Source organism: Dyadobacter alkalitolerans DSM 23607 (assembly GCF_000428845.1).
GTDB classification, from domain to species: Bacteria; Bacteroidota; Bacteroidia; order Cytophagales; family Spirosomataceae; genus Dyadobacter; species Dyadobacter alkalitolerans.
On the sequence record NZ_AUAS01000003.1, the window covers coordinates 260,916 to 284,719 of the forward strand.

26 protein-coding genes are annotated in these 23,804 nt (G+C 43.9%); 8 read left to right on the forward strand and 18 right to left on the reverse strand.

Annotation, left to right across the window (positions count from 1 at the left end):
• Positions 1-18: 18 nt before the first annotated feature.
• Positions 19-1,365 (forward strand): Gfo/Idh/MocA family protein, encoded by a 1,347-nt coding sequence (locus G395_RS0106920; RefSeq protein ID WP_026629387.1) that lies wholly within the window; start codon positions 19-21, stop codon positions 1,363-1,365.
• 126 nt (positions 1,366-1,491) lie between these two features.
• The gene (locus tag G395_RS32020; protein ID WP_157486599.1) at positions 1,492-1,686 is read left to right on the forward strand and encodes a hypothetical protein; all 195 of its coding nucleotides are present in this window, start codon (positions 1,492-1,494) and stop codon (positions 1,684-1,686) included.
• On the opposite strand, the gene aroC is transcribed toward G395_RS32020, so the two are convergent.
• Together aroC and G395_RS0106935 are read right to left on the reverse strand one after the other, a co-directional pair.
• On the reverse strand, positions 1,683-2,762 hold the full coding sequence (gene aroC, locus G395_RS0106930; RefSeq protein WP_026629388.1) for a chorismate synthase: 1,080 nt from the start codon (positions 2,760-2,762) through the stop codon (positions 1,683-1,685). The two genes, G395_RS32020 and aroC, sit on opposite strands and share 4 nt — an antisense overlap.
• Before the next feature lie 6 nt (positions 2,763-2,768).
• Positions 2,769-4,064, reverse strand: coding sequence for a BatD family protein (locus tag G395_RS0106935; protein ID WP_229204062.1), 1,296 nt, complete (start codon positions 4,062-4,064; stop codon positions 2,769-2,771).
• 213 nt (positions 4,065-4,277) lie between these two features.
• Between G395_RS0106935 and G395_RS32680 the strand changes: the two genes are divergently transcribed.
• Positions 4,278-4,484: a hypothetical protein gene (locus G395_RS32680; RefSeq protein ID WP_084439472.1), complete on the forward strand. Its 207-nt coding sequence runs from the start codon at positions 4,278-4,280 to the stop codon at positions 4,482-4,484.
• Between the two features lie 74 nt (positions 4,485-4,558).
• Here G395_RS32680 and G395_RS0106940 read toward each other — a convergent pair whose 3' ends face one another.
• From G395_RS0106940 to G395_RS0106970, 6 genes are all read right to left on the reverse strand, one after another.
• The gene (locus G395_RS0106940; RefSeq protein WP_229204064.1) at positions 4,559-6,322 is read right to left on the reverse strand and encodes a tetratricopeptide repeat protein; all 1,764 of its coding nucleotides are present in this window, start codon (positions 6,320-6,322) and stop codon (positions 4,559-4,561) included.
• Positions 6,323-6,412: 90 nt separating this feature from the next.
• Complete coding sequence (locus tag G395_RS0106945; RefSeq protein ID WP_035360594.1) at positions 6,413-7,366, reverse strand: PstS family phosphate ABC transporter substrate-binding protein; 954 nt, start codon at positions 7,364-7,366, stop codon at positions 6,413-6,415.
• 221 nt (positions 7,367-7,587) lie between these two features.
• Positions 7,588-8,412 (reverse strand): energy transducer TonB, encoded by an 825-nt coding sequence (locus G395_RS0106955; RefSeq protein ID WP_026629393.1) that lies wholly within the window; start codon positions 8,410-8,412, stop codon positions 7,588-7,590.
• A gap of 29 nt (positions 8,413-8,441) precedes the next feature.
• The gene (locus G395_RS0106960; protein ID WP_026629394.1) at positions 8,442-9,023 is read right to left on the reverse strand and encodes an ExbD/TolR family protein; all 582 of its coding nucleotides are present in this window, start codon (positions 9,021-9,023) and stop codon (positions 8,442-8,444) included.
• Positions 9,024-9,059: 36 nt separating this feature from the next.
• Positions 9,060-9,674 (reverse strand): ExbD/TolR family protein, encoded by a 615-nt coding sequence (locus G395_RS0106965; RefSeq protein WP_026629395.1) that lies wholly within the window; start codon positions 9,672-9,674, stop codon positions 9,060-9,062.
• A 61-nt stretch (positions 9,675-9,735) separates the two neighbouring features.
• Positions 9,736-10,575 (reverse strand): MotA/TolQ/ExbB proton channel family protein, encoded by an 840-nt coding sequence (locus tag G395_RS0106970; protein ID WP_026629396.1) that lies wholly within the window; start codon positions 10,573-10,575, stop codon positions 9,736-9,738.
• Positions 10,576-11,194: 619 nt separating this feature from the next.
• Between G395_RS0106970 and gatC the strand changes: the two genes are divergently transcribed.
• Complete coding sequence (gene gatC / locus G395_RS0106980; protein WP_026629397.1) at positions 11,195-11,482, forward strand: Asp-tRNA(Asn)/Glu-tRNA(Gln) amidotransferase subunit GatC; 288 nt, start codon at positions 11,195-11,197, stop codon at positions 11,480-11,482.
• A gap of 25 nt (positions 11,483-11,507) precedes the next feature.
• Here the strand turns inward: gatC and G395_RS0106985 are convergent, their stop codons facing one another.
• The 3 genes from G395_RS0106985 to ruvX are packed head-to-tail and all read right to left on the reverse strand — an operon-like array spanning position 11,508 to position 13,387.
• Entirely contained in the window at positions 11,508-12,305 is a 798-nt protein-coding gene (locus tag G395_RS0106985) for an amidohydrolase (RefSeq protein ID WP_026629398.1), read from the reverse strand.
• A 33-nt stretch (positions 12,306-12,338) separates the two neighbouring features.
• Complete coding sequence (def, locus tag G395_RS0106990) at positions 12,339-12,923, reverse strand: peptide deformylase (RefSeq protein ID WP_026629399.1); 585 nt, start codon at positions 12,921-12,923, stop codon at positions 12,339-12,341.
• A 50-nt stretch (positions 12,924-12,973) separates the two neighbouring features.
• Positions 12,974-13,387, reverse strand: a complete 414-nt coding sequence (gene ruvX, locus G395_RS0106995; RefSeq protein ID WP_026629400.1) for a Holliday junction resolvase RuvX — start codon at positions 13,385-13,387, stop codon at positions 12,974-12,976.
• A 119-nt stretch (positions 13,388-13,506) separates the two neighbouring features.
• Between ruvX and recJ the strand changes: the two genes are divergently transcribed.
• The gene (recJ, locus tag G395_RS0107000) at positions 13,507-15,219 is read left to right on the forward strand and encodes a single-stranded-DNA-specific exonuclease RecJ (RefSeq protein WP_026629401.1); all 1,713 of its coding nucleotides are present in this window, start codon (positions 13,507-13,509) and stop codon (positions 15,217-15,219) included.
• A gap of 38 nt (positions 15,220-15,257) precedes the next feature.
• Positions 15,258-15,989 carry an LPS export ABC transporter ATP-binding protein gene (gene lptB / locus G395_RS0107005; protein ID WP_026629402.1) on the forward strand — a complete coding sequence of 244 codons (732 nt, stop codon included), beginning with the start codon at positions 15,258-15,260 and terminating at the stop codon, positions 15,987-15,989.
• Between the two features lie 357 nt (positions 15,990-16,346).
• On the opposite strand, the gene G395_RS0107010 is transcribed toward lptB, so the two are convergent.
• Both G395_RS0107010 and recO read right to left on the reverse strand, forming a co-directional pair.
• Complete coding sequence (locus G395_RS0107010) at positions 16,347-17,048, reverse strand: hypothetical protein (RefSeq protein WP_026629403.1); 702 nt, start codon at positions 17,046-17,048, stop codon at positions 16,347-16,349.
• A gap of 68 nt (positions 17,049-17,116) precedes the next feature.
• Positions 17,117-17,812: a DNA repair protein RecO gene (gene recO / locus G395_RS0107015; RefSeq protein ID WP_026629404.1), complete on the reverse strand. Its 696-nt coding sequence runs from the start codon at positions 17,810-17,812 to the stop codon at positions 17,117-17,119.
• A gap of 225 nt (positions 17,813-18,037) precedes the next feature.
• Between recO and G395_RS0107020 the strand changes: the two genes are divergently transcribed.
• Both G395_RS0107020 and G395_RS0107025 read left to right on the forward strand, forming a co-directional pair.
• Complete coding sequence (locus G395_RS0107020) at positions 18,038-19,930, forward strand: amidophosphoribosyltransferase (protein ID WP_026629405.1); 1,893 nt, start codon at positions 18,038-18,040, stop codon at positions 19,928-19,930.
• A 129-nt stretch (positions 19,931-20,059) separates the two neighbouring features.
• A complete protein-coding gene (locus G395_RS0107025; protein WP_229204066.1) occupies positions 20,060-20,575 on the forward strand; it encodes a DUF6265 family protein in 516 nt (171 codons plus the stop codon).
• 51 nt (positions 20,576-20,626) lie between these two features.
• Here G395_RS0107025 and G395_RS0107030 read toward each other — a convergent pair whose 3' ends face one another.
• The 5 genes from G395_RS0107030 to G395_RS0107050 all read right to left on the reverse strand — a co-directional run bounded on the left by G395_RS0107030 (position 20,627) and on the right by G395_RS0107050 (position 23,801).
• Positions 20,627-21,073: a DMT family transporter gene (locus tag G395_RS0107030; protein ID WP_026629407.1), complete on the reverse strand. Its 447-nt coding sequence runs from the start codon at positions 21,071-21,073 to the stop codon at positions 20,627-20,629.
• Between the two features lie 23 nt (positions 21,074-21,096).
• The gene (nuoK, locus tag G395_RS0107035; RefSeq protein ID WP_026629408.1) at positions 21,097-21,408 is read right to left on the reverse strand and encodes an NADH-quinone oxidoreductase subunit NuoK; all 312 of its coding nucleotides are present in this window, start codon (positions 21,406-21,408) and stop codon (positions 21,097-21,099) included.
• Positions 21,405-21,923, reverse strand: coding sequence for an NADH-quinone oxidoreductase subunit J family protein (locus G395_RS0107040; RefSeq protein WP_026629409.1), 519 nt, complete (start codon positions 21,921-21,923; stop codon positions 21,405-21,407). The genes nuoK and G395_RS0107040 overlap by 4 nt, the downstream gene beginning before the upstream one ends.
• Before the next feature lie 9 nt (positions 21,924-21,932).
• Positions 21,933-23,057: a 4Fe-4S dicluster domain-containing protein gene (locus G395_RS31610; RefSeq protein ID WP_084439494.1), complete on the reverse strand. Its 1,125-nt coding sequence runs from the start codon at positions 23,055-23,057 to the stop codon at positions 21,933-21,935.
• Between the two features lie 123 nt (positions 23,058-23,180).
• Positions 23,181-23,801, reverse strand: a complete 621-nt coding sequence (locus G395_RS0107050) for a thioredoxin family protein (RefSeq protein ID WP_026629410.1) — start codon at positions 23,799-23,801, stop codon at positions 23,181-23,183.
• Between the last annotated feature and the right edge of the window lie 3 nt (positions 23,802-23,804).

Consider the following 23,804-nt stretch of genomic DNA (forward strand, 5'->3'; position numbering starts at 1 on the left):
ACTCTTAACGTAAAAGTAATGGAACAAAATAGACGTGATTTTCTAAAAGCAACCGGCCTGTTTGCAGCGGGCGGTGCAATGCTGAATCCGGTTCGCGGATATGGCTTTAACAGTGCGGTGGATGAGACGATCAAAGTTGCTTTGATCGGTTGCGGAGGAAGAGGAACGGGTGCGGCTGCGCAGGCATTGAGCACAACGCAAAATGTGCAGATCGTTGCGATGGCTGATGCTTTTAAGGACCGTCTGGATGAATCTTACAAAAACCTTACTGCTAAGAAATACAAAAATGCAGCAGGAACGGTTGTGGATACAAAATTGAAAGTAGATGTTCCTGAGGACCGCAAGTTCGTAGGTTTCGATGCATTCAAAAAAGCCATTGCTTTGAAAGACGTGGACGTTGTCATCCTGGCGACTCCTCCGGGCTTCCGTCCTTCGCATTTTGAAGAAGCGGTGAAGAACAACAAGCACATTTTCATGGAAAAGCCGGTTGCTACAGATGCTCCGGGAATTCGTAAAGTGCTTGAAATAGCCGAAGAAGCTAAGAAAAAGAAATTGAATGTGGTCGTTGGTCTCCAACGCCATTACCAGGCCAATTATCTGGCTGCGATCAAACGCATTCATGACGGTGCAATTGGTGATATTGTAGGCGGGCAAGTTTACTGGGTAGGCAGCAGCCCCTGGATGAAGGAACGCCAGCCAAACCAGACGGAAATGGAATACCAAATGAGAAACTGGTATTATTTCAACTGGCTTTGCGGTGACCACATTTCCGAGCAGCACGTGCACAACATTGACGTCGCTAACTGGGTGAAAAAGGGTTATCCGGTGTCAATCCAAGGAACCGGCGGTCGTGAAGTGCGTACCGGAAAGGCTTATGGAGAGATTTTCGATCACCATACACTGGACCTTGTTTACGCGGATGGAACCGTTATTTCGAGTCAATGCCGTCAGTTTGAGGGCACCTGGAACAAAGTTGACGAGGCTTTCGTAGGAACAAAAGGCCGAATTGACAGCTTCGACGGTAAGAAAACCATTTTGAAAGACTACAAAGGCGGCGTGATTTACCAGCACGACGATAAAGGAGATAAAAACCCGTATCAGGTTGAGCACGACGAGCTATTTGCTGCCATTGCAAAAGGTGAATATAAATTTGCTGACGCAGAAAATGGCGCAAAAAGCACAATGACAGCCATTATGGGTCGTATGGCCACTTATTCGGGCAAGATGATCAAATGGGACGAGGCGTTCAATTCAGACATTAACCTATTCCCGGACAAACTGGCCTGGGATGCTTCTCCAAAAATCCTTCCGGGTCCTGACGGACTTTATCCGGTTGCGGTTCCTGGTAAGACGCAGGTTATTTAAGTTCAGATACAAACAAAAAAGGGCTCTTAGGAGCCCTTTTTTGTTTGTAAGTTGTGATAGATTTTCTAAATTGGAGTAGGAATGTCCATATGATGGAATTCTAATGTTGTACCAACGATATCATCAGTGAAACTTAGCCTGAGAAACGCTGTGCTCATTCTGCTAACCGGCATGTTTTTGCTTGCGGTTGGTGCCACACTTAGATCGGATCAACCCAAATTCAGCAATCCCGTTATCCTCACCGCTCTCGCTATTGAATTTGTAGGAACAATCTGGCTGGTTTTAAGCCTGAACCAGAGGCGAAAACGTAATAAGATTTAAATTTTACTGGACCGGTTACGGAGATAAAAATCTGCCAGAACCAAAGCCGCCATTGCTTCAACAATAGGAACCGCGCGTGGAACCACACAAGGATCGTGACGACCTTTTCCCTGTACAATCGCAACATCTCCGTGCTGATCAATGCTTTCCTGATCCTGCATAATGGTTGCCACCGGCTTAAATGCTACACGGAAATAAATGTCTTCGCCATTAGAAATGCCACCCTGCACACCACCGGAATGATTTGTGCGTGTATGCACTTTTTCTTCATCATCTATATAAAACGCATCATTATGCTGTGAACCGAGCAGTGTCACACCCTCGAAGCCGCTGCCATACTCGAATCCTTTAACCGCATTAATGCTTAACATCGCTTTTCCCATCTCTGCATGCAGCTTGTCGAACACAGGCTCACCCCAGCCAGCCGGAACGCCTGTAATGACGCAATTTACAACGCCACCCACCGAATCTCCCTGTTTTCTCACGGAGTCAATATAATCGAACATTTGCTGCGCCATTTCGGGGTCAGGGCAGCGGACTGCATTACTTTCCGTTAAAGATAAATCCAGTTCCTGGTAAGACTTATTAAGCTTCAACGTTCCCACTTGTGAAACATAAGATTGAATGTTCACACCCAGGTTTGCTAATAGCAGCTTAGCCAGCGCACCGGCAGCCACGCGTGCCGCCGTTTCCCTTGCCGAGCTTCTTCCGCCACCTCTATAATCGCGAACACCATATTTTACCTGGTAAGTGTAATCGGCATGAGACGGACGGAACTGGGCAGCAATGTGCGAATAGTCTTTGCTGCGCTGATCTTCATTCCGGATGATCAAAGCAATAGGTGTGCCGGTTGTTTTGCCTTCAAACACTCCCGATAGCACTTCAAATTCGTCTGCTTCCTTCCGTTGTGTCGTAATCCGCGACTGTCCTGGCTTGCGCCTGGTCAACTCGCTTTGAATGAAATTCGAGTCGAAATTCACGCCTGCCGGGCATCCTTCTATGATAACACCAATGCCCGCTCCGTGCGACTCGCCGAATGTGGCTATTTTAAATATCTTACCGTATGTACTTCCCATTAAAATTTACTTTCTGAATACCCAAACCATTGCGATCAATAGCAGAATCACTATGCCGTTGGTGATGTCTTTTAAAATCTTTTTATAATCTATCGAATCTTTGCTGCTATCAAGGCTTTCCAGGTTGTCGTACAGCCCGGAAGAGCCGCTCAATGATAAGTTGGCAAGCTTGTAGTCCTCGCCTTTCACAGAAAGCATTTTTGCGGACCGCAATGTATCATATTTTGCTTTTGACGAATTGAAATACACCCATTGAAAATACCGTCCTAACGGAAAGTCCCCGTCCTTTCTGGGAACAACAAAGTAATCGAAAGTTTTCTCCCCTACCACACTTTGGTAGCTTCTTTTAATGATTTGACTTACTTCCGGCGGATAAATGTCAAATGTAGAGTTAGATTGGATCGTTGGTGCCGGAATAGCAGCAATGTTCCCAACGCCTTCCACCTTGAACATGTAACGCACACTCTCGCCCGGATAAACGAGGGTGCTGGACAGATTTTCCTTTAATGCATATTGACCAACCGCAACCTGATCCCTTAACGGATGATCCGGCAACTGGCGAACGACAATAGCCGCTTTGTTGGATCTGAACGACCTCACCACTTTCCTCTCCACATTTACTGCCTTGCTGTTATCGATAACAAGCATTTGCAACGCGATTGAAGGAAACACAATGTCTTCGGTTGTAATCGGGAAAAGCCGGGCCTGGTACATGTTATATTCCGTATACCGACGGCCTTTGATCGTGATACGGCGTTTGACGATTTCCTCAATGCCCACATTCTCCTCCCAGCAATTCGCTGGCCTTAACTGTTTGAGGATAGATTGTAATTGTTCATTGAACCGGTAAAACTCCATTTGTACCGGCGCATTTTCACCAATGTATAGTGAAATGCGCAACGCAAATCCTTCCCTAATGAAGACCGCCTTTTTATCCGTCTGGACGGACAGGAAGATCCCGTCGCCTGTATCTTCCACATCTGCCTCAAAAGTAGGGCTTACGCCTACGGAAACAGCGTCTCCCGGGCTTGCTTGCTGAGAAAAGACAACCATTGTCTCTTCTGATTTTAATTTATGGCTGTTGACTGTGATTACGAACGCGGGAATAAGATAATTTCCTGGCTTAGCTGCGAAGTATTCCTGTGTGATGGTTTGTATGACCACTTTCTTGCCATCTACTGTGCTGATGGCACTGGTTGCTGACTTGCTTCTTTTTTCCAGCCCGTTTATCTCCGGAAAAATAACCGCTGGCCTCGTTTCTGCATCGCGCAGCACAACCGATATGAGGAAAGGCTGATCCAATGATAAATTTTTGGATCCTAGTTCAATGGTAGAGGTGTCATTAATAGTCTGGGCCAAAAGCGTACCAGAAAAACACAAAATAATATTTAATAACGCATATAATTTCATTAAATATTTTCGTTAACTTTATTAGGAATTGCCGCTCTCAGAGGTTTTAGATTTAATTCTGATGCATATTATTCACTTCCCTAAACCACAAAATTACATAATACTATGGCCTCCATGCTTGAATACATAAAAATTATTCTGCAGAAAGTTAGTTTCGACCGCAGATTGTTTGAAAAAGAGCTTAGAAAAGCAATCCGTATGTTGATGCCTGCCGAGGTGAAAAGATTAAGACAATGGTGTTACGATAATTACGGGACGGTACATTTACCAGTACTCAATACTTGTTTTGCGCGCCTGTCATCATTAGGTTAGCATTTTTTTTATTTTTATAATGAAAGAAGCCGCTTGGATATCCAAGCGGCTTCTTTCATTATAACCTAACCAAATTATTTTTTCTTCGGCGTTGCGGCTGCTTTTGTTTTAGCACCAGCTTTTGCGCCTGCTGCAGGCTGCGTTTCGGCTGTTGGCGTAGCTAATCCTAATGCTTCTTTTGCAGATATGTTATCCGGATCAACCTTTAAAAGTTTCTCCCAATATTCCTTTGCCTTTGCTTCGTCTTTCAATGTAGTTTGAGCGTGGAATGCAAGATAGCCGTATGCCAATTTCAAATAAGACTTGTATTTGCTTGGATCTGGATCCTTCTCAGCTAATTCAGTCAATTTCAAATAGTAAGGTTGAGAAATTCCTTTGTCAACATTTTCCTGTCTGTCATACGCATTGTAAAGCGCACTTGCTCTCCAATAGTATCCATATGGCCAGTCAGGAAGTTTCTGAGTAACAGTCGCGAATATCGAATCTGCTTTCAGGAACAATGCACGTCTTTCCATAGAAATCTTCGCGCTGTCTGCATAGTTTGAATCTGCCGCAGTTGGAAGCACTTTTGCAGTTGCCATCTGGAAGTTAGACAAACCTGTGTAGTAGTAGTCATTCGCGCTTGCTTTTGCAGTATCCAATGCGATACCTTTTTCAAATGTTGCAGCAGCGTTCGGGAAATCTTTCGCGGCATAATACAGGGCAGCAACTTCTTTGTATGCAGTTGCAGCTTCTGCTTTGCTCGTATCCATATCAGCACCTTTCAAAATGTAAGCAACACCGGTCGAGTCATATCCTTTTCCGTCTGTTACTTTCTGATTATATGCACGACCCAGATATTTGTAGTCATCTCCAATTACTTTATCCGGAGCAATTTTGATGAATTCCGTCAAGTTCTGGATAGCTTCGTCAGGCTTGTTAGTCTTGAAGTTAGACCAGCCGTACATACGCAATGTGATCGGGTTGTTGATTTTCCCTTTGATCTCTTCAAGCAGTTGCAATGATTTCGCATAATCGTCAGCTGTAAATGCAAACTGAGCAGCACGCAATTTCATTTCAGGATCAGTAGTTCCGCTTTTCTGGATATACAAATCGAAGTTTTCAGCAGCTTGTTTGTATTTCTGAGCTAAGAAGTACAACTCCGCAAGGTCTTTGTATGCCGGCGCAAAGTTAGGATCTGCTTCAATTGCCTTTTTATAGTTTTCAAGCGCCAGGTTGTAGTTTTTACCACGAAGGTAAATCTGACCGATCGCGTTGTGAGCAGTTGCGTAGTTCGGTTTTGCTGTCAAAGCATATTCATAAGCAGTTACGGCAGCACCGCCTTCATTACGTAACATTAATGCATCACCTTTTGCAAGATAGGCGTCAGCGAGATTTTTATCTCTTTTAACAGCTTCGTCGAGCAATCTGATTGCCTCAGCAGGATCGTTGTTTTTCTCGAAAAGCGTGTAAGCCTCGCCTATTCTGAAAAGAACCTCAGCATCTTTTTTCTTTTTCTTCTCTGCTTCGTCAAAAAGCTCTTTCGCTTTTGCTTTTTCTCCTTTTGCAAGAGCGACTGTGCCCTGACCTACTTTATTCAAATAGGATTTATCATCCAGCGTAAGACCTTTATCAAAGGCTTTTTGCGCTTCGTCCAGTTGATTGGTTTTTATATAGTAATAACCAAGGTAATACTGGTTATCTGCAGAAGGCGTTGTTTCTGCAAGTTTTTTGAATAAATCGCCTGCTTCATTGTAACGTTCTCCGTTGATCAATGCTAAGCCATCCTGCGTCGTTTGTGCGTGTAAATTAACAAACGCTAATAAACCAATTACCAGTGCTACTAATTTCATTCTCATGTTTCTGTTCATTTTTTACCCGGTTAAAATAATGATAAAAAATTTGGCTTTCCAATAACAAGTCCCAAATCTTAAATTGTATTACACTTCTTAAAAATTCTTCCCCGTGGTTATTTCAAGCTCCCTGGGGTAAGGTACAGTTGGCAATAAGCCCATTTTTTGAATTATTAAACCTCCTACATCCCGTGCAATATAGGTCATTAGTCCGCCTCCCAATCCCGAATATCCTTCACGGCTGATGATATATAAATCCCGGTGGAGGGGATATCTTTTAAATTCAAGTCCATCCTGAAAAGGCTGAATGTAATTGGACAAAGAATCCGTCGCTTTTTGTGCAACGCCCATAACATGGATCCCCTTTGAAAGTTCTTCCGAAGCCAATGAATGTCCGTCCGAAATCCAGCTGACACCTATAAACCCCAGATTCAATGGGTTGGTTCTAACTGCTTTGATTACATTCTCATTTGAACCTGCTGAAATGATACGCAAACGTTGAATATCAGTAATCCCAAATTTGTTGAGAACGAAATTAAGGTTACTCGCATTAGCATTATCGAAAACCAGTGTAATCAAACCCTTTTGGTTTCCACCATTCAACTGAGACCAGTCCGTAATCTTACCTTCCAGGATCGCCTTGATTTCCGGCATCGTAATCAGGCTGTCAGCATTCGATTTACTGATAACCAATGCAAGACCGTCCGTAGCGATATGCTGGAACTTGTGAGATCCTTTCTGTTTCTTGATGATCTCCGTTTCTTTTTCATTCAATTGCCTTGTTGAGAAGATGATCCGTGCGCTGTCTTGTAAAAACTGGCGGATGGCCTCTTGCTCAGGCTTATAATTCAACTTGAAATGCGTATTCGGATAAATGCCTTCATATGCATTGGTAAGTGCGTCTACCAATGGTTTGAAAGACTCATCGGAGGCAACGGTAATTGTTCCCTGCCTTGGGTTATCAAGATCACCATTAGAACCACCGCAACCTAGCAAGCTCAGAAACACTACTGATGTGCCGAGCATTATTCCGGCTGACCAAAATTTCATAGTTCTTTTTGATTTCTTCTTCTCCAAACCCTGTAACCTCTGTAAACTCCGTACAAAATAAGTGTGCCAGCGAAAGCATTCCTTGCCAGACTGCCAACAGGTAACAACCTAAAAGACAAGGAGGAGAGGACTAAAAAGACCCCTCCTCCTATGTATGTCAGAGCCATTAACACAGAGGTTAGATCACCGATCTTCTCATGCAATGGTTTTTCCCTCATGAGTTACTCCAGCTGGAAATTGATTGGCAAGTTGTATTTAACACGAACCGCACGTCCTGACTGCTTACCTGGTTTCCACTTCGGCATTGCTTTCACAACACGGATAGCTTCTTCATCGCAACCAAAACCAAGTCCTTTTAATACAGCCACATCTTGAATACTACCATCCGTGTTTACTACGAATGACATAAACACCCTTCCTGAAACGTTGGCACGTGAAGCTGCACTTGGGTATTTGATATTTTTACCCAAATACTTGTACATTTCAGCCGTACCACCTGGAAACTCAGGCTGCTGCTCAACAACGGTAAAAACCTTTTCCGGTTCTGGCGCTGCTTCTACAACTGTTCCTTTGCTTGGTGCCGCAACTGCTTCGGGAGCAACAATGATCTCGTTCGCGTTAGGATCTCCTTCAACTGTTTTATCCGCAACAACAGCTTCCTTAATTTCTTCTACTGTTGGTGGTGGCACCTCTTCAGGCACTTCTTCATCCTTTTTAACCTCAGGAGGCAAGAACTTCACCGTATTCACCTTCGGTTGTTCAACCGGCGGCGGTGGTGGCGGTGGTGGTTCTGCCGGATCAATTGGCGGCGGTGGTATTTTCATTAAATCCACCTCAACCATTGCTACTTCTTCTTCCTCGCCAGCCGACAGTTTATTAATAATTGACGGTGTAAACATTGCAAGAACAAAGAGAGCCGCTCCGATTATGGTAGCCTTCGTCACATCGGCACGATAGCCCCGACGAAGTGAAAATGCTCCGTACGCCTTATTTCGATCAGCAAACACTATATCATCCAGTGTAGCATTCGGGCCTATTTCTGCCATGGCGCTTTGAATTTGATTTGATTAAATTGTTATTTTTCTACGATTTTGTCACCCAAGAGCTTTTTCTCCGAATCTGTCAGAGTCTCTACAAGTGCATATCTCTTTGATTTGGTAATGGCCATTTCATCCAATACGTCAACCATGTTCTTATAGGTTGAAACCGGCGTTGGCTTGATTACCACAACAAAAGGATCGTTTCCTTTTTCATCCTTAGGATTTGCAGCATTGATACGCTTAGCAGAGTTGAAAATCACACTCCTCAAATCGAACCCATAGCGGGTTGTTTTCAAAGATGCTTCTGCCTTATCGTCATCCGCAGCTACTCCATCCAGATAATAAACATCGTCGTTGGCTCCCATGAACAGGGTCAACACTTTTGACGCTTTTAGCGGTTCAGTTTTTTCCTGGTCTTTTTCATCCGTCTTATCAGGCACAGCCAGCGTCATAGATGTCGGCTTCGACATAGTTGTTGCTAGCATGAAAAACGTGATAAGCAAGAATCCCAAGTCCACCATTGGCGTCATGTCTACACGGGTAGACATCTTTTTGCCCCGAACCTTACCGTCACCTTTGCCATGCCCACCACCACCGGATTCTTCAATTGCTGCCATTTTCTCTTCTTATTAAAATGATCTCTTTAATTAAAATTAATCGTTCGTGTAGCCGGCAGGCGCTTGTTCGCTACCTGTGATCAGGTTGAACTTGTTGATGTTCTGCGACTGTAAGTTAGACAACACGTCTTTGAAAACCGGGAACTTGGAAAGATTGTCACCTTTCAAAGCGATCCTCAATTGACTATTAGCCTTACGAGCTGCATAAACCCAGTCAGCCAGTTCACTTGCCCCCGTAGAGTCAACCGGGATACCTGGTTGCTTCACTTCCGGCATTTGCTCCTTCGACATGTTCAACCAAGGTTTCAATTGGTTCAATGGAAATCCAAAGCTTGATTGCAATGCAAATTTTGCTTTCTCAGTCTCAGTGAACGTGATCCCTTTTGATTGACCAATGTTTTCAAGCATTGCTGCTCTCACCGGTTTTGCATCCACTCCAAAGAACACTTTGCCCGCTTTGTCAATACTAATGACCATAATGTCATCATCAGGAACTTTAATCTGCGAAATGGAAGAGGGTGTTGTAATCTCCGCTTCATTCGACTTAAAAGTTGCCGTCATGATAAAGAACGTCAGTAGTAAGAACGCTACGTCAGTCATCGCTGTCATATCTGTATGCGGCGCATGCTTCTTAGGTCTTACCTTTCCCATAGCAAATATATAAGTTTTTTGTATATTAACGAAACTTTCATATTAATAGTTCAAAAAACTATTAATAATGTGTAGCAAAGTTTGACTGAAGGCTTAGGCCGATTTCATCAATGCTATAAGTAAGGTCGTCAACACGGCTGTTCAAGTAAGCGTATGAGATCGTTGCGATCGCAGAAGTACCGATACCAAGTGCCGTATTAATAAGGGCCTCAGAGATACCTGTTGCAAGAGCAGCGGAGTCAGGAGAACCTGATGTACCAAGAGCCGCGAAGGCTTTGATCATACCGATTACCGTTCCAAGAAGTGCCAAAAGTGTTGATGCACCTGCAAGTGTTGCGATAATCGTAAGGTTTTTCTGAAGCATTGGAAGTTCAAGCGTAGTTGCTTCTTCGATTTCTTTCTGAAGCGCTGCCAGTTTCTGCTCTTTGTCAAGTGCAGTCTCGGTAGTCAATTGCTTATATTTCAAAAGACCGGCTTTGATAACGTTACCAACAGAACCTTTTTGTCTGTCACATTCTTTAATTGCCTCTTCGATTTGGTTTTTGTCAAGAAGACCTCTCAGCTTCACAACGAATGCATCGATGCTTCCAGAACCTTGAGCTTTGTTCAAAGTGATCAAACGCTCGATTGTAAATGTTAATACGATCAGGAAACAAGTCATCAAAATTGGTACGATAGGACCTCCTTTGTAAACGATTCCGTAGTAATCACCATCGATTGGGCCTTTTGCGTGATCGCCATCTTTAAAGTGTTCGGGAGCTCCCAGAACAAAAATGTAAACTGCCAATGCAATCGCAAATAGTAGAGGGATTACCAATGCCGGGTTCAAACCGCCTTTGCCTTTTGTTGCTGCCGCAGCAGGCTTTGGAGCTGGTGCCGGACTTGTAGCTTTCTTTTCCATCAGACTTACTTTTAAAGGTTAAATTGAGATTTTGGTTGTGAATTAAATAAAACTTTTGGTTAAAACTGGATTTGGTAAAATAAAATTTTGATTGCGTTTTAGATATTAGCCTTCTACAAAAGTATGAGTTTTCCTTTTAAAAAAAAGCAAGCATTTCGTCAGTTTTTTTCCCGAAATTTTTGACATAGCACGTACAAATTGCATAATTTAAAGAAACCCGCACGTTTAATTTTCTTAGTTATTCTCGATTTTGTACTGATTCAGAACTAAATGCAATCTAAATTCAAACTTATACATAATTGTACTCTTTACAATGATCGCTGCGAACATGTTTTTCAAAGCTGCGAATTGTATTTCAAAATATTCCAACATTCCGGTAGAAAAGCAAATATTATTTTTCTCCTACTATTAGTTAAACAACAATTTTAAATTTCGGATAAGCCCTATTTTATGTGCTAGGGCAAATTTTACTAAAACAACAGAAGCAAGACACCGGTTTCCATCGTCAATGCTTACAGTTCCCGAATAATTTGTCACCACGGAAAACAGAATCGCAAAAATCAGGTAATTTTGACATCCGTTTCAATACCCGACAGTAACTTAACAAATTCATAACATCATGAAAATTGACAAGGAGTCTCTTAAAAAAATAGCCCACCTGGCCCGTTTGGAGATAAAACCAGAGGAAGAAGAAGGCATTTTAAAGAGTATGGACTCGGTATTGACGTGGATGGAGCAGCTGAATGAGGTGGATACGGATGGCGTGGAACCTCTGACTCATATCCTTAGCGAAGTGAACAACTGGCGCGAAGATGTGGGTGTGAACACGATGACCCGCGAAGATGCGCTGGCAAATGCACCGGCAAAAAATGCTTCCTATATAATGGTCCCGAAGGTGATTGAGTAACTTATAGGACACTTTGTCCGTGTGCTCACCAATTTATCTGAAAATCGTCGGCATCATTCAGTGCTGGAAAAGCGACACGATAGGCATCAAGATCACCTTTATGGAAACTGACGATCTTTTCAGTTTCCGCATTTGCCAGCATACTCAGCGGCTCTCCCAGATAATCGAGCGCAACCGAATCTCCTTGGTAAATTAGCCCATTCGCATCCGAACCGACGCGGTTCACGCCTACCACATAGCTTTGGTTTTCAATAGCGCGGGCTTTTAATAATGTATTCCAGGCATGCGCACGCCTGGCCGGCCAATTCGCTACATATATAAGGATGTCGTAAGGATCGGAAGCCATATTACGGCTCCAAACGGGAAACCGGAGATCGTAGCAAACCAGTGGGCAAATTTTCCAGCCCTTGTGACTAATGATCAGCCTGGATTTCCCGGATGTATAGGTAAGATGCTCATTTCCAAAACTGAAAAGATGCTTCTTATCATTAAATATATAGGAACCATCGGGAGCAACGCACATTAACCGATTGTAGAACCTCCCTTCTTTTTTTACAGCGAAGCTTCCGATGACCAGCGCGTTAGCTTGTGCAGCCATTTGCTTCATCCAGCGCGTGGTGGTGAAGTTCATGGGCTCGGCGGCCGCGGTGTTCATTGTGAAACCGGAGTTGAACATCTCCGGAAGCACGATGATATCAGCCGGCCCCGACAGCGTTGCAATTTTTTCTTCAAGCGTTGCCAGGTTAGCAGTCGTGTTTTCCCAAAACAGGTCGGTTTGAATTAAAGCTACCGATAATGTTTCCTTAAGCTGTTCTGCTTCCATGCTGACAAGACTTTCTGGCTGATGTTAATGCAATTATTTCCGGCCCGGAAAACGCATGCGGTAATCTGAGTCTACATTGCCTTTTGTAATGTCGGCCAGTTTCCTTTTGATCAATTGCTTTTTCAATGTTGGCAGGTAATCGACGAAAAGTTTGCCTAACAAATGGTCGTACTCGTGCTGAATGATCCTGGCGGCCATTCCTGTGTATTCTTCTGTGTATTCGTTCCAATCCGTATCGCGGTAACGGATTTTCACACGCTCGGGGCGATACACATCGCCACGGATACCCGGAATGCTCAGACAGCCTTCTTCAAATGCCCATTCTTTACCATCCTCTTCCAGGATTTCAGGGTTAATGAACGTTTTTTTGAAATCAGCCAATGAAAGATCCGGCTCGTCATCGTCGTCATCGTCTTTTTCACTGAACGGCGTTGCGTCCACGACGAAAACACGGATATTCATGCCGATCTGCGGTGCTGCCAGCCCTACCCCATTTGCACCATGCATGGTCTCAAACATATCTTCTGAAAGTTTTTTCAGATCAAGCTGGTCTTTTTCAATGAATTGGGTTGGTTTTCTCAGGATCGGATCTCCGTATGCTACGATGGGATAAATCATTGTAATGCGACTTTATTCGTTGTAATATAATGTAACCTTTGTTTGTCCGCTCACCTTTTGCTTTCCATATAAGACTGGAGAATGATCGTGGCGCTTATTTTATCAATGTTGCCCTTTTCGCGTCGCTCGCTCTTTTTCGAGCCAGACGCGATCATGGATTGCAAGGCCATCGACGATGTGAACCTTTCATCGTGTGTGTGTACGGGAATCTCCGGAAATGTTTTTTTCAGAATTTTGATGAATGCGGTTACTCTTGCCGCATTCTCACTTTCCGTATTATCAAGCCTTTTCGGCATTCCTACTATAAATGCTTCGATTGGCTCACTGGCTGCGTATTTCTTTAAAAACTCCGTTAGGTCATGCGTCCTGACCGTATCAAGGGCAGTCGCAATGATCTGCAAAGGATCTGTGACAGCAATACCGGTGCGTTTAGCACCATAATCAATCGCCAGGAGACGCGGCATTTATCTTAAAGAATGTTAATTGCTTGCAAAGATAAGACGTTTCAATTAGCTTTTCCTGATAGTGCGGGCTCAATATAGATTTTGATACACGCATCACAGAATCCGATTATCTTTGTTTCATGATTGAAAAGCGCTGGATACACAACCCTGAATTTACTTCTGAACAAACACACATTGTCCTGGAACTGGCTGAATCGTTAAAAGTAAGCCCGTCGCTGGCTACTCTTTTGGTACAACGTGGCATCCTTGATTTTGAGCAATCCCGAAACTTTTTCCGCCCCGACCTTGCGCATTTACATGATCCGTTCTTAATGCAGGACATGTACGCGGCCGTCAGCAGGCTCAATGATGCCATCCGAAATGGCGAGAAAATATTGGTTTACGGCGATTATGATGTGGACGGCACCACTTCCGTCGCGTTGTTCTACGGTTTTTTGAAAAAAATATATCCTAATCTCGATTATTACATTCCCGACCGATACGAAGAAGGATACGGCGTTTCCTGGCAAAGCATTGACTGGGCACATGAAAACGGCTTTTCACTCATTGTTACATTGGATTGCGGGGTAAAATCGGTTGATAAAGTTACTGCTGCCAAAGAAAGAGGCATCGACTTCATTATTTGCGATCACCACCGGCCCGGTTCTGAACTGCCGCCTGCTATTGCTGTCCTCGACCCAAAAAGAGACGATTGCGCATATCCTTATAAAGAACTCACAGGCTGCGGCGTTGGATTTAAATTGCTGCAAGCCTTTTGTATAGATAATGAAATAGATCCAACGGAATTATTTGATCACCTGGATCTGCTGGTCATCAGCATTGCCTCGGACATTGTGCCCATCACGGGTGAAAACCGGATTTTGGCATATTATGGTTTGCAAAGATTAAATGCTGCACCAAGATGTGGCGTTAAAGCATTGATCCAGATCGCCGGATTGAATGGTGTGCTGGACATTACCAATGTGGTTTTCGGACTGGGGCCCCGAATTAATGCTGCCGGACGGATTAAGCATGCCAAAGAAGCGGTGAGGCTTCTGCTTTGCGAAGAGCACGAAGAAGCCGCTGATTTCGCACACGAGATTAACAAGCACAACAGCGAGCGACGAACCTTCGATACCAGCATCACGGAACAGGCGCTTTATATGATCGAAAACGACGATTGGTTTACGACTGCAAAAAGTACCGTATTATATAAGGAAGACTGGCATAAAGGCGTGATCGGAATTGTAGCAAGCCGGTGCATTGAAAAATACCACCGGCCTACCATTATTTTGACCCAATCACACGGAAAAGCTGCCGGTTCCGCACGGTCGGTTCCGGGATTTGATGTGTATGAAGCCATTGAGGAATGTGCGGACCTTTTGGAACAATATGGAGGGCATACTTTTGCAGCCGGGCTTACATTGCCTTTGCAAAATGTAGAAGCGTTCAAAACGCGTTTCAACGACATTGTAAGCAGCCGTATCTTACCCGATCAGCTGATCCCGATGATCAATATCGATATGTTGCTCGAACTAGATGTGATCACGCCTAAATTTTATAACATTCTCCGGCAGATGGGCCCTTTCGGTCCTGGTAACATGACGCCTATCTTTGAGTCGCGCAATGTTTCACTGGCTGGCAGGCCTACGATCATGAAGGAGAAGCATTTAAAATTTGATGTGAAGCAAAATAACTCAGGAATATTTACCGCCATCGGGTTCGGTATGGCGCACTTTTATCCGGATCTGGTTAACGGAAAGCCATTCTCGATTGCCTACTGCCTCGAAGAAAATAACTTTCGTGATAAAAAAACGTTACAACTGTCTTTGAAAGACATTAAACTGCTTTGACCGGATTTTCCACTCAGCCATTGAAATAGAAATAAAACATGATATTAAGAACCGAAAACCTTGTAAAAAAATACGGGGTTCGTCTTGTCAACAACAATGTAAGCTATCAGGTTGAGCAGGGCGAAATTGTAGGTTTGCTTGGGCCGAATGGTGCTGGCAAAACCACCTCTTTTTACATGGCCGTAGGATTGGTTAAACCCAACAGCGGAAAAGTTTACCTGGACGATAAGGACATTACGAGCCTTCCTATGTACAAGCGTGCGCGCCTGGGCCTGGGCTATCTGGCGCAGGAAGCCTCTGTTTTCCGATCATTGACGGTTGAGGAAAACATTCGTGCTGTGCTGGAAATGACGGATCTTTCCCGCGCTGATCAAAGACAAAAAGTGGAAGAACTGCTGGAAGAGTTTCACCTGACGCATGTGCGGAAAAGTAAAGGAATGGTGCTTTCGGGAGGTGAACGCCGCCGGACCGAAATCGCCCGCGCACTGGCAGTGGACCCGAAATTTATCCTGCTCGACGAACCGTTCGCAGGCGTTGACCCCATTGCGGTGGAGGATATCCAAAGCATTGTGGCCAAATTGAAACACAAAAACATCGGCATCCTCATCACCGATCACAATGTAAACGAGACGTTGTCGATCACAGACCGGGCTTATTTATTGTTTGAGGGAAAAATATTGAAGCAAGGAAGTGCCGAGGACCTGGCAGAGGACGAAGTGGTAAGGCGCGTTTACCTGGGGCAGAACTTCGAGTTGAAGCGCAAAATCTAGCAAGCATTACACATAGAAAAGGGAACGCTTCACGGCATTCCCTCTCTTATAATTATTCACCATGAACTGTTTGGGCTCTTTTCAGATCCCGCAGTTATTATTTTTTAGGACACTTTTTACAGTGCTTCCCCTTCTTTTTATATTTCTCACAGCACTTTTTGAATACACATTCCGTATTCTCGCTGAATGATTTCATCCAAGTTACTTCTCCAACTGCACAGTCCGCAGGATCATTCAATGTAAAAGCGCTCATCGTTTACTATTAATGTGTAACAAATGTAAGCGCTATTTAGAATCATTCAAACAAAAGCCAAAAATTATTTTGAACAGATCTAAATTATAGCGTCCGGGAGTAGCTTATTGAATCTTTTCCCAAATTTCGTGGATCGGCTTTCCTTCGCTGCTTTTACCGCTATGATCCCATCGACCATTTTCCAGCTTGTGATCAAATGTCAGAGACGAGCCAACCCGGTTGTTGTCTTTGGAGAAAAACTGGATTTTTTCAGTGTATTTACCATTCTTTACCGTATAAGTGCCTCCGCCTGTTGCGTAAAAGCCTTTCACGCCCGGATCAATGGCGAACCATTGAAACCTTGTAGCCGATAGTAATTTCAGTGTTTTCCGGGTTCCTTCCTGATGAATTTTCACCATTTCACCCTGTGGACCTGCTCTTTCGGTAATGTGCCATGCACCTGCCATCGGCGCGGAAGTTGCATCATCGACACGCATCCAAACCATGGCTTCCTCATACTTTAAGGTAAGGATATCATCTTTTACTGTTACGGTAAAAACGATGGGGATACCAATTTTCAATGAATCCGCAGAATTGAATTCCGGCGTGTATGTCATCTGGTCACCACTCATGGTAAATGGCCCGCCTTCGGTTCTTTCAAAATATTTATTGCCAATACTATAGGAAGCAATCGCGAGGTAATTATCAGCAACAATGAGCGTTGAAGCACTGCCTGTCGGCTCCTGAGATTTCCACGCGCCTTTTGGGACCTGAGCAAATCCGATGAGGGAAGCAAGAACAAATGTGGCTGTCAGTAAATGTTTCATGGGTTGTTTAGATTTTTGATATGCAATATACGTTATCAAAATTATGCCACCCGGCCCGGCGCCCTGCCCTACTTCAAAACCTCCCGCAAAACTTCCAGCGATTTGATTTCCCCCAATGCTTCCATATGTATTTTGAAGAAAAAGATAAGCTTTTCCAAAATCATGATCCGTCGCTTCCGGTCTAATGGGACATTTGCGCCGTACGCACCGCCTACCAAACGCAATGTTGCGTCCCGCTCGATGGCGTCGGGCATGTGTGGGAAATGGTTGTTTTTCAACTCACTTTCGAGATCATCCACAGTTTCTATCCCAAATCCAAGAAATGAAGCAAGCTGGATCAAAAACTGTATGTGAAAATTTTCAAATGTATTTTCGGCTTCGTCCAGAAACAGGACAGATTCCTCAATAAAGTGGAAAAGCATGGGGTTGCTTTCCTCCTCTTTCAATGTTTTGCCCAACATTTCCGTAACAAAAAGCGCCAGGCTTGATTTCACAACATCATAAGGCAGCGTCTGAAAAGGCATATAACATTTCATCTCCGAAATTCGATGCATGGTATCCTCCTTATTCTTATGATAAACCACCATATCCAGCAACGTCAGCGGCTGAAATAAGGCAATCCGGTTGTTACGCGATTTACTGCTTCTGACGCCGTTCACTATATATGTCTGAATGCCAAAGCCTTCCGTATAAATCTTCGCAATGATGGAAGATTCACGGTAACGGATATAACTCAGGGCGACACCTCGCGTTTTATGTAACATATAATTAGCTGGCCTTTTGGTCAAAAATAGTTATCTTTCCATTAAAGAATTGCACACAAAAACCGGCTTGTAAAATTCGGAGAATTTGAAGTTTTTTAAGCCAAAGGATTTGTACCTTTGCGACGCATAACGAACTATTTTAGAATATAAATTCGTTAAGTTATTATTCAGGGAATACAATTTGCATATAGCAAATAATAATATTTCTAACGCATAACTCTTCATATGAGCGACGCCATTAAGCATGAGTGCGGCATAGCACTTATCCGTCTTAGAAAGCCTTATCAATATTACATCGACAAGTACGAGACACCGCTATACGCAGTCCACAAGCTTTCGGTAATGATGGAAAAGCAGGTAAACCGGGGACAGGATGGAGCCGGAGTAGCCAATATCAAGATAGATGTCCCACCCGGGAAACGATACATCAGCAGATATAGATCCGTAGAGCCTCAGCCACTTACGGATATTTTCTCCAAAATCCACAAGAAATTCCGTAAGGGTTTAAAGAACCACAGAGACCGCGCCAATGATGGCAAATGGTTGCAGGAAAACCTGGCTTTTACAGGCGAGGTTTGGCTGGGTCATTTGCGTTACGGGACGCACGGTTCCAATGAAGTCGAAAACTGTCACCCTATGCTGCGCCAGAGCAACTGGAGAAGCCGCAACCTGGTCATGGCGGGGAATTTCAACATGACCAATGTGGACGAGCTCTTCGGCAAACTTGTGTCGCTTGGCCAGCATCCGAAAGAAAAAGTGGATACTGTGACAGTGATGGAGAAAATAGGACATTTCCTAGATGAAGAGAACCAAAGAGTGTTCGAACGCTTCAAAGGAATTTACGAAAATCCGACACTTTCCGACGTTATAGAAGAGAATATCGACCTGCCACGCCTGCTTTACAGATCGTGCAGGGACTTTGACGGAGGTTACGCCATGTGCGGACTAACTGGCTATGGCGCTTCATTCGTGATCCGTGATCCAGCCGGAATTCGTCCTGCATTCTATTATGCAGATGATGAAGTGGTTGTTGTAGCTTCTGAAAAACAAGCGATTAAGGCAGCATTTAATGTTGATTACAATCAGATTCAGGAGATTACGCCAGGCTCAGCATTGATCGTTGATAAAAATGGCGAATACAATGAGTTCCCGATATTACCACAGCTTGAAAAACGCTCTTGCAGCTTTGAAAGGATCTATTTCTCTCGCGGAACCGATCCGGATATTTACAACGAACGCAAGCAATTAGGCAAGCTTTTAATTCCGCAAATACTGAAAGAGGTCAATTACGATCTTGAAAATACAATCTTCTCTTACATTCCAAATACGGCTGAAACGGCATTTTTGGGAATGATTGAAGGTTTGGAAGAATATCTTGCTAAAAAACGTAAGCAAGCTATTATGGAAGGCATCCTCTTCGAAGCCGACCTTGAAAAAGTGCTTTCTTTCAGACCAAGAATTGAGAAACTGGTAACCAAAGATGTGAAGTCGCGGACGTTCATTACTGCTGATGCTTTGCGTGACGATATGGTTTCCAGCGTTTATGACACCACATTTGAAGTGGTTCGCAAGAATGTGGACACGGTTGTGATTATCGACGACTCCATTGTTCGCGGAACAACGCTTGAAAAGAGCATTCTGACAATGCTCGACCGGTTAAGTCCGAAGAAAATTGTTGTGGCATCATCCGCTCCGCAGATCCGTTTCCCGGATTGCTATGGAATTGACATGTCGAAAATGAAGGATTTTGTTGCTTTCAGGGCAGTGCTCAAATTGCTTGAAGAACGTGATCTGGAATATTTGCTGGAAGATACTTACATGCACAGTGTAACTTCTATCGCAACTAAAAATCCATATCATACCAACTTTGTAAAGGCACTTTACGAGCCTTTTACAGATCAGGAAATTTCAAACAAAATTGCTGAGATCATTCGTCCGAAAGATTTGAATGCCGAGCTTTCCGTTGTGTTCCAGACTGTTGAGAATTTACATAAGGCTTGTCCGCAACATTTGGGAGACTGGTATTTTACCGGAAATTATCCAACATTAGGCGGCAACAAAGTGGTTAACAAAGCATTCGCCAATTCACATGAAGGAAAATTGGAAAGAGCTTATTAAGTATAAAATATAGAAGTTGAAAGAGCCGTTGCACATTTGCAACGGCTCTTTTTTTGTATTTCAGCTATTTTTATAGAAATTAGAACCTCCGGAGAATGTCTGATCCGAAATTATTAAACCTAAATCCTAATGATGCAATCTACTAAAATGACATTGCTGAAAGCGTGTTCCCTACTTTTTGCCCTTTGCGTGCTTACAAATTTTGCAAACGCACAAACCACCACCGGCAGCCTTAATGACCTCAGTTTTCTGGAAGGACATTGGAAAGGCACTTACAACGGCGGCCCTATTGAAGCTGGCTGGACAGCTCCCGAGGGAAACAACATTATGGGTTACATTCGCATGATTAAGGATGATAAACCTGCTCTATATGAAGTATTTGCATTCGAACCAGGCGAAAAAGGACCGATCGCACGCGTGAAACATTTCAAGCCAGGGCTCATTGCATTGGAAGAAAAAAACGTTTCCGACACTTACAATTTCATCGAAGCCAAAAAGAATCAGGCATTATTTGAGAAAGACGACGTTTCTGTGCGGATCATTTACGAAAGACGCTCGCAGAACCAACTGGTTATTCAGCGCGGGAAATTGGAGGATAACAAATGGGTTTTTATGGATCTTTTTGTATTTACAAGAGTTCCTTAATTAGCTGATTTATAACACTTCTTAAAGCGATTCGGAAACGGATCGCTTTTTTTAGTTTTTCAAAATCAGGTAAACGCCAGCAACTAACAAAATAGCTCCGGCAATGCGCGGTAATGTGATCGGATGCACTGCAAATCCTTGCAGACCATAATGATCAATGGCAATGGCGGCGATCATCTGGCCAGCTACAACCAGGCAGATCATATTGGCAGGACCGATATTTCTGACAATAAAAATTACGGTAAGCACATAAAAAGCGCCTAAAACGCCTCCCATAAACCTTGTCCAAGAAACCTGCTTAATATCTGCGATGCTGGGAATGGGATTTTGATTAAAACAGGCAAATGCAATCAACAGCACTACAAAGCCTACGAAAAAGGATGTTAATGCCGCTAAAATCGGGTTGTTGAACGACTCACGCAATTGCACATTCACGCCGGACTGAACCGCGTTGCTGATACCAATCAAGAAAGCTAAAAAGAGGAAAATCCAGTGCATGCAACAAATGTTTCAATACAAATTTACTTCTTCAGTTCATCCACTTCGTCCGGGTCAACCGTTTGATAATGACCGTAAACGCGTAGGATTATCGCCAGCGCAATAGCCACTTCAGCCGCAGCCACCACAATAACAAAAAGCGCAAAAAGCTGCCCGCTCAACCGTTCCGGATCATACTGACTGAATGCTACCAGATTGATATTCACTGCATTTAGCATTAACTCGATCCCAAGCAATATGCCGATAAAATGTCGTTTAGTGACAGCAATAGCAAGACCAATGCAAAAAAGTGCGGCAGCAACGATAAGAAAATGTTGTAACGGAATGGAGGTCATGGCGCAGGATTACGGTTCATAGCGAGATAGGCAGCGCCAACCAAGGCAACCAGTAATAAAATAGCAGCGATTTCGAACGGGAGCAGATGGCTGGTCATGAGTTCCACGCCAATCGTCTTAATGGTGGACCGGCTGCTGATCAGATTGCCAGTCATCTTGAAATTTGCGGACGAAATGATTTTCACGAGCATCACAAAAACGCCTGCACCGAGCAAAAACCCCCATACTTCACGACTCAGCAGGATTTCAACACGATTATGATGCTGCGAATCGTCGCTTTTCTTTTTCTTCGTAAGCATGATCCCGAAGATCAATAGAACCAGGATCCCGCCAACGTAAATCATGATCTGTGTTACGCCCAGGAAGTCCGCGCCGGCCAGAATGTATAATGCTGCAACGCCTAAGAAAGCCAGGAACAGTGCAAATGCACCATAAATGAGGTTTTTGGAAAATAATATAAAAAGCGCAGCAATGATTGCGAGAAGTGAAAACCCATAAAATGCTGCAATTTCCATATATCAATGCTATTCTTTTGACTTCGGTTTCATCGTTGGCCGAAAGGGAAGTTTTGGCTTAACTTCCGGCTCTTTTTCTGCAACAGGCTGCTCGGGTTCATCATTTACCACTTTCGGCTCTTCAATAACTTTTTCCTCAGCTGCAACAGGTGGCTTCATTTTTGGCTTGAAAACTGGCCGTGCTGCTGGTTTGGGAGCTTCCACTGGGCTAACTTCCTCACCAGGAACAACATCCGTAGGAACAACATCCGCTTTTTCTTGTGAGACAACTTTCGGCTTCATGGATGGCCTGAAAGGCAGCTTCGGTGCCGGCTTAGGCGCCTCCTCAACTTTCGCTTCGAATGTTTCTTCCTTAATTACCGGCTCTACATTAACCGGGTCAACATTAACAGGCTCTGCACTAACCGGCTCTGCATTGACCGGATCAACATTAACCGGCTCCGTCTTTTCCGCAGCAGGCGCTGGTTTCTTTGGTAAGAAAGCCGGGCGTGGTGGTTTTGCAACTGGCGCTTCCTCTTTCGCCTCGGGTTCAGTTTCCTGGACTTTCGGCTTCATACCCGGCTTAAATACAGGCCTGGCCGAACTTGCCGCTGGTTTTTCAGCTGTCACAGCCGGTTTCGGAGCTGCTTTTAATGCTTCTTTCTCTTTCTGGAATTGTTCAAGCAGGCGGCGTTTCTCGTCCGCTTCTTCGGGCGTTAGATTGGTATAATTGTAAACCATATCCCGAACGTCCAACTCACTGTAATCGAACGTCTTGGTCATAGTGAGACATTCTGTCGGGCAAACTGTCGTGCATAATCCGCAGTAACAGCATTTCGCCATATCGATGTCAAACTTCGCGGCATACAACCGGATCGACGACCCGTCAGATGCTTTTCCAATTTCCTCTATTGCCTTAATCGGCTCAATGTCAATACAATCAACCGGGCAAACTTTCACACATTTATCGCAGACAATGCAATCGTCGATTTCATTGTGCAAACGATAGCGGCCATTGTCGGGGATCGGAATGGTTTCCTGCGGATATTGGATCGTAACCATCCCTTCCTGCCCTCCGAAAAAATCATCTGAACGGATATCCACCATTTTACGGCGCTTCCGTGCATTCCACAAATGCCTCAGCGTCAACCGCATTCCGGTCACTGTGGTGCTGATTCCTTCCGATATGTTTTTAAAATACGTCGACAAACCCCTTTGTATGATTTTGCTAAGCTTATTCTGCCTATCGCAAATATAGACTAAACTGATTTTTAAAACTCATTTTTCAACCAAAACCCCTTCCAATAGCACCCGTAATTCCCGCTGCAAACTCAGCGACTTGTCTGCGATATACCAGCGCTGCATTTCTTCCGAAAATTCCTGATAAGTCATGGTCGGGTTTGCTTTATATGCTTTCAACATTTCCTGACCTATTGCTGGCCTTGGGCCCCATGTAAAAAGTTCGTTAAAATCTTCGTCCACTGCAATCAGTTTCGGAATGGAGCGGCCTCCATTGGTCAGATAAGCATCCATGATCGCGGGATTTTCATCTCGCAATAAAATTTTGACTGTGATAAGCGGATTGGACAATGTCGCCGCAACAATGGGCGGGATGTTTTGTGACGCATCACCGCACCAGGCCTCTGTCAAAATGTACCAGGTTTGTGGAATTGTAATTTGGTTAATGGTCGCCTTCAATTCCTCTATCACAATCACGGTCTTATTAAGGCGCTGCATCCGGGCCAGGTTTAGTCTTGTATAATGGTTAAGATCTTCCGATTGCTTTTCGCCGGTTGTCCTTTTTTCCAGAACAACTTTTTCCATCAACCGCATATAGTCAGCGTAAGAATATGCATTTTCTGTAACTGCCAATGGAAATAAATCTGCTACGTTTTTCATTTT

Excerpts from the sequence above, each read along its gene's own strand:
- G395_RS0106920 (WP_026629387.1), top strand. The coding sequence starts at position 19 with ATGGAACAAAATAGACGTGATTTTCTAAAAGCAACCGGCCTGTTTGCA.
- aroC (WP_026629388.1), bottom strand. The coding sequence starts at position 2,762 with ATGGGAAGTACATACGGTAAGATATTTAAAATAGCCACATTCGGCGAG.
- G395_RS32680 (WP_084439472.1), top strand. The coding sequence starts at position 4,278 with ATGGCCTCCATGCTTGAATACATAAAAATTATTCTGCAGAAAGTTAGT.
- G395_RS0106940 (WP_229204064.1), bottom strand. The coding sequence starts at position 6,322 with ATGAGAATGAAATTAGTAGCACTGGTAATTGGTTTATTAGCGTTTGTT.
- G395_RS0106945 (WP_035360594.1), bottom strand. The coding sequence starts at position 7,366 with ATGAAATTTTGGTCAGCCGGAATAATGCTCGGCACATCAGTAGTGTTT.
- G395_RS0106955 (WP_026629393.1), bottom strand. The coding sequence starts at position 8,412 with ATGGCAGAAATAGGCCCGAATGCTACACTGGATGATATAGTGTTTGCT.
- G395_RS0106960 (WP_026629394.1), bottom strand. The coding sequence starts at position 9,023 with ATGGCAGCAATTGAAGAATCCGGTGGTGGTGGGCATGGCAAAGGTGAC.
- G395_RS0106965 (WP_026629395.1), bottom strand. The coding sequence starts at position 9,674 with ATGGGAAAGGTAAGACCTAAGAAGCATGCGCCGCATACAGATATGACA.
- G395_RS0106970 (WP_026629396.1), bottom strand. The coding sequence starts at position 10,575 with ATGGAAAAGAAAGCTACAAGTCCGGCACCAGCTCCAAAGCCTGCTGCG.
- gatC (WP_026629397.1), top strand. The coding sequence starts at position 11,195 with ATGAAAATTGACAAGGAGTCTCTTAAAAAAATAGCCCACCTGGCCCGT.
- G395_RS0106985 (WP_026629398.1), bottom strand. The coding sequence starts at position 12,305 with ATGGAAGCAGAACAGCTTAAGGAAACATTATCGGTAGCTTTAATTCAA.
- def (WP_026629399.1), bottom strand. The coding sequence starts at position 12,923 with ATGATTTATCCCATCGTAGCATACGGAGATCCGATCCTGAGAAAACCA.
- ruvX (WP_026629400.1), bottom strand. The coding sequence starts at position 13,387 with ATGCCGCGTCTCCTGGCGATTGATTATGGTGCTAAACGCACCGGTATT.
- recJ (WP_026629401.1), top strand. The coding sequence starts at position 13,507 with ATGATTGAAAAGCGCTGGATACACAACCCTGAATTTACTTCTGAACAA.
- lptB (WP_026629402.1), top strand. The coding sequence starts at position 15,258 with ATGATATTAAGAACCGAAAACCTTGTAAAAAAATACGGGGTTCGTCTT.
- G395_RS0107010 (WP_026629403.1), bottom strand. The coding sequence starts at position 17,048 with ATGAAACATTTACTGACAGCCACATTTGTTCTTGCTTCCCTCATCGGA.
- recO (WP_026629404.1), bottom strand. The coding sequence starts at position 17,812 with ATGTTACATAAAACGCGAGGTGTCGCCCTGAGTTATATCCGTTACCGT.
- G395_RS0107020 (WP_026629405.1), top strand. The coding sequence starts at position 18,038 with ATGAGCGACGCCATTAAGCATGAGTGCGGCATAGCACTTATCCGTCTT.
- G395_RS0107025 (WP_229204066.1), top strand. The coding sequence starts at position 20,060 with ATGATGCAATCTACTAAAATGACATTGCTGAAAGCGTGTTCCCTACTT.
- G395_RS0107030 (WP_026629407.1), bottom strand. The coding sequence starts at position 21,073 with ATGCACTGGATTTTCCTCTTTTTAGCTTTCTTGATTGGTATCAGCAAC.
- nuoK (WP_026629408.1), bottom strand. The coding sequence starts at position 21,408 with ATGACCTCCATTCCGTTACAACATTTTCTTATCGTTGCTGCCGCACTT.
- G395_RS0107040 (WP_026629409.1), bottom strand. The coding sequence starts at position 21,923 with ATGGAAATTGCAGCATTTTATGGGTTTTCACTTCTCGCAATCATTGCT.
- G395_RS31610 (WP_084439494.1), bottom strand. The coding sequence starts at position 23,057 with ATGCGGTTGACGCTGAGGCATTTGTGGAATGCACGGAAGCGCCGTAAA.
- G395_RS0107050 (WP_026629410.1), bottom strand. The coding sequence starts at position 23,801 with ATGAAAAACGTAGCAGATTTATTTCCATTGGCAGTTACAGAAAATGCA.